Below are 3,516 nucleotides of genomic sequence, written 5' to 3' on the forward strand. Positions count from 1 at the left end.
CAAAGAGACAGGGCCCAGCCCCGGCGCGGCACGGCCCAGGCCCGGCTCGGCACGGAACGGCCGAGAGCGGCGCGGCTCGGCCTGGCCCAGGCCCGGCGCGGCGCGGCGCGGCGCGGCCCAGGCACGGCACGGCACGGCACGGCACGGCCCAGCGCGGCGCGGCCCAGGCGCGGCGCGGTACGGGGTCGGTCGGGGCGCAAACGCCGGGTCCCGGCTCCGCGGGGCGCGGGCCGGGACGGCGGGCCAAGCCCCGGCCCCGTGGGGGTGCGGGCCGGGGCGGCGGGGTCAGGTGGTGACCGTCGCCACCGCTTCCGGGGCGCCCGGGAGGGCCGCGTCGCCGGGGGCCTGGTCCGGGGCGTTCTCCGGGTGGTGGCAGGCCACCTGGTGACCCGTGGCCAGGGCCAGCATCGGCGGTTCCTGCGTGGTGCAGATCTGCGTGGCCTTCCAGCACCGCGTGTGGAAGCGGCATCCGGCGGGCGGCGAGATCGGGGACGGGACGTCGCCCTTGAGCAGGATGCGGCCGCTCTTCGCACCGCGCCGGCGCGGGTCCGGCACCGGCACGGCCGACAGCAGCGCCTTGGTGTACGGGTGCATCGGGTTCTCGTACAGCGACTTGCGGTCGGTCAGCTCCACGATCTTGCCGAGGTACATCACCGCGATGCGGTCCGACACGTGCCGGATGACCGACAGGTCGTGCGCGATGATCACGTACGTGAGGCCGAGCTCCTCCTGGAGGTCGTCCAGCAGGTTGACCACCTGGGCCTGGATCGACACGTCCAGCGCCGACACCGGCTCGTCGGCGACGACCAGCTTCGGCTTGAGGGCCAGCGCGCGGGCGATGCCGATGCGCTGGCGCTGGCCGCCCGAGAACTCGTGCGGGTAGCGGTTGTAGTGCTCGGGGTTCAGGCCCACCAGCGAGAGCAGCCGCTGGACCTCCGCCTTCAGGCCGCCCTCCGGCTGGACGCCCTGGAGCTTGAAGGGGGCTCCGACGATCGTGCCGACGGTGTGCCGCGGGTTCAGCGAACCGTACGGGTCCTGGAAGATCATCTGCACGTCGCGGCGCAGCGGCCGCATCCCGGCGACCCCGAGGTGCGTGATGTCGCGCCCCTCGAACTCCACGGTGCCGCCCGTGGGCTCCAGCAGGCGGGTGATCAGCCGGCCCATCGTCGACTTGCCGCAGCCGGATTCGCCGACCACGCCCAGCGTCTCACCGCGCCGGACGTCGAAGTCGATGCCGTCCACGGCCTTGACGGCCCCGACCTGCCGGCGCAGCAGCCCCTTGTTGATGGGGAAGTGCTTGACCAGGCCGGTCACCTTCAGCAGCGGCTGCTCCTCGGCGGCGGCCGCGGCCGAGGAGTCCTTCTTCATGTCGGTCACAGCTTCGGCGCAATCTCTTCGGTCCAGATCCGGGTCCGCTCCTCCTGCGACATGTGGCAGGCGGACCAGTGCCGGCTGTCGTCCTCGGTGAGCTCGGGCCGCTGGGTGCGGGTGATGCCGCCCTTGGGGACGTCGGCGTACGGGCAGCGCGGGTTGAAGGCGCAGCCGCTCGGGATGTTGATGAGGCTGGGCGGCGAGCCCTTGACCGGGATCAGGCGCTCGGTCTGCTCGCGGTCGATGCGCGGCATGGAGCCGAGCAGGCCCCAGGTGTAGGGGTGGCGGGGTTCGTAGAAGACCTTCTCGGCGGTGCCGCGTTCGACGCACCGGCCGCCGTACATCACGAGGATCTCGTCGGCCATCTCGGCGACGACGCCGAGGTCGTGCGTGATCATGATGACCGCGGAGCCGAACTCCTTCTGCAGGTCGCGGATCAGGTCGAGGATCTGCGCCTGGACGGTGACGTCGAGGGCGGTGGTCGGCTCGTCCGCGATGAGCAGTTCGGGGTTGTTGACGAGCGCCATCGCGATCATCGCGCGCTGGCGCATGCCGCCGGAGAACTCGTGCGGGTACGCGTCCACGCGCCGGTGGGGCTCGGGGATGCCGACCCGGTCGAGCATCTCGACCGCGCGGGTGCGGGCGGTCTTCTTGTCGACGTCGTGGTGGGTGCGGTACGCCTCGACGATCTGCTTGCCGACCGAGTAGTACGGGTGCATCGCCGACAGCGGGTCCTGGAAGACCATGGCCATCTTGCGGCCGCGCAGCCTGCGCACGTGGTCGGCGTCGGCCTGGACGAGGTCCTCGCCGTCGAGCACGACCCGGCCGGAGATGTGCGGGCGGCTGCGGGCGTTGCCGGTGCGGTGCAGGCCCATGATGGCCAGCGAGGTCACCGACTTGCCGGAGCCGGACTCGCCGACGATGCCGAGGGTCTTGCCGCGCTCCAGGTCGAAGGAGAGCCCGTCGACGGACTTCACGAGGCCGTCGTCGGTCGGGAAGTGCACCTTGAGGTCGCGTACGGACAGGAAGGCCGCGTCGGCCGGCGGCCCGGCCTGTTCGGGCACGAACGCGGGCCCGCTGCCGGTGGTGGGGTTCTCGGTCACGTCAGCCTCACGCGCGGGTCGATGACGGCGTACAGCAGGTCCACGATCAGGTTGGCCATCACCACGAAGAGCGCGGCGAGGAGGGTGACGCCCATGATCACGGGCAGGTCGCCCTGGCCGATGGCGGCGACGGCCGCCGTCCCCAGACCCTGGAAGTTGAAGGTCGTCTCGGTGAGCACCGCGCCGCCGAGGAGTCCGCCGAGGTCGAGGCCGAACATCGTGACGATCGGGGTGAGGGTGGAGCGCAGGGCGTGCTTGCGGATGACCACGCTCTCCTTGAGCCCCTTGGCCCGGGCGGTGCGGATGTAGTCCTCGCCGAGCACTTCCAGCATCGTGGCGCGGGTGATGCGGGCGTAGGTGGCGGCGAACAGGAAGGCCAGGGTGATCCACGGGAGGATCATGCTGTTGAGCCAGGCCAGCGGATCCTCGGTCAGGGGTCTGTAGTTGGAGACGTCCAGCCAGCCGAGGCTGTAGACGAAGATCGCGGGGGCCACCATGCCGGTGAAGAAGATCGGCAGGGAGACGCCGGCGAGGGCGCCGACCATGACGGTGCGGTCGATGGCCGTCCTGCGTTTGAGCGCCGAGACCACGCCCGTGGCCACGCCGGCGAGCACCCAGATGACCGCCGCGCCGAGGGCGAGCGAGAGGGTGACCGGCATGCGGTCGACCATGGTCTCCCAGACGGGCGCCTCGGTCTTGAAGGAGTAGCCGAAGCAGGGGGCGGCGCAGTGGGTGACATCGGTGCCGCCGTCGTAGTCGCGGCCGGCGAAGATGCCCTTGACGAAGGTCAGGTACTGCTCGGAGATGGGCTTGTCGAAGCCCATCTTCACGCGGATGCCCGCCAGGGCGGTCTCGTTGGTCTCGCGGCCGGCGTACATGAGGGCCGGGTCGCTGCCTGTGATCTTGGGGACCGCGAAGAAGATGCCGAAGGTGACCACGGAGACCACCAGCAGCGTGGCGACGACGTTGAACAGCCGCCGTATGAGGTAGACGAGCACTGCAGTCGGCCGCCCGGGGCGGGCGGCTGCCGTCCCTCGTGGGG

The 3,516-nt window shown here is 71.3% G+C and carries 3 protein-coding genes; all 3 read right to left on the reverse strand.

The features are described from left to right. Positions 1-285: 285 nt before the first annotated feature. The 3 genes from ACFXA3_RS38775 to ACFXA3_RS38785 are packed head-to-tail and all read right to left on the reverse strand — an operon-like array spanning position 286 to position 3,472. A complete protein-coding gene (locus ACFXA3_RS38775; RefSeq protein ID WP_385195453.1) occupies positions 286-1,368 on the reverse strand; it encodes an ABC transporter ATP-binding protein in 1,083 nt (360 codons plus the stop codon). 5 nt (positions 1,369-1,373) lie between these two features. Continuing rightward, positions 1,374-2,474, reverse strand: coding sequence for an ABC transporter ATP-binding protein (locus tag ACFXA3_RS38780; protein WP_385195450.1), 1,101 nt, complete (start codon positions 2,472-2,474; stop codon positions 1,374-1,376). Continuing rightward, positions 2,471-3,472, reverse strand: a complete 1,002-nt coding sequence (locus ACFXA3_RS38785; protein ID WP_385195456.1) for an ABC transporter permease — start codon at positions 3,470-3,472, stop codon at positions 2,471-2,473. The genes ACFXA3_RS38780 and ACFXA3_RS38785 overlap by 4 nt, the downstream gene beginning before the upstream one ends. Between the last annotated feature and the right edge of the window lie 44 nt (positions 3,473-3,516).

Source organism: Streptomyces sp. NPDC059456 (assembly GCF_042750055.1).
GTDB lineage: Bacteria > Actinomycetota > Actinomycetes > Streptomycetales > Streptomycetaceae > Streptomyces.